This window comes from Vibrio sp. 378, from assembly GCF_033339435.1.
This window is the reverse complement of the sequence record NZ_JAWOUO010000794.1, coordinates 1-605: the sequence shown is the minus strand read 5'-3', so window position 1 is coordinate 605 and position 605 is coordinate 1. Positions and strand designations below refer to the sequence as shown.

General features: G+C 45.8%; 1 protein-coding gene. It reads right to left on the bottom strand.

Going from position 1 to position 605, the window contains the following annotated elements; genetic code table 11:
* On the bottom strand, positions 1 to 605 hold a 605-nt coding region (locus R7Q48_RS28885; RefSeq protein WP_318133781.1), incomplete at both ends, for a methyl-accepting chemotaxis protein.

Below are 605 nucleotides of genomic sequence, written 5' to 3'. Positions count from 1 at the left end.
ATACTGTCGAATCTGCAATCGTCTCAGTGAGCGAGCTTAAGTTTGCCATCTCTTGACGAAGCGTGTTTGAGCTATCAATCACCTGTGACACGGTCGCTTGGATTTTAGAAACAAACTCGTTAAATGCCTTGGCCAGCTGACCAATTTCATCTTGCGTATTAATTTGGATTCGTTGGCTAAGATCACCATCACCTGAAGCGATTTGCGCCACTGCGTCTTTGATGTCGTTTAATGGTTTAAGTACTGTGCGTAGCAGCAGGAACACCATGCCAAGTGCCGCTAAGATCACAACGATGATACCCATTTCTAAAATCGATTCTGCTCGTGCAGTCGCCGCAGAAATGTCTGACTTCAACTCACCTTGCTTATCTTCGATAGCACTTTTCACGACATTGAGCTGGGCGCGAACATCAACAAATTGTTCCTCAAACGTGTTCTTGTGCTCATTGTAGTAGCTTAGCCATTGAGATTGAGGCTTGCTCAACATCACTTCGTAACTTTGTAGCCACTTTTGACCTAAAGTCACCAGTTTTTGCACATCAGCACCGTGTGATGCAGGCATCACTCCCGCACGCGATAGCTCAATCACTTTTTCCATACGCGGC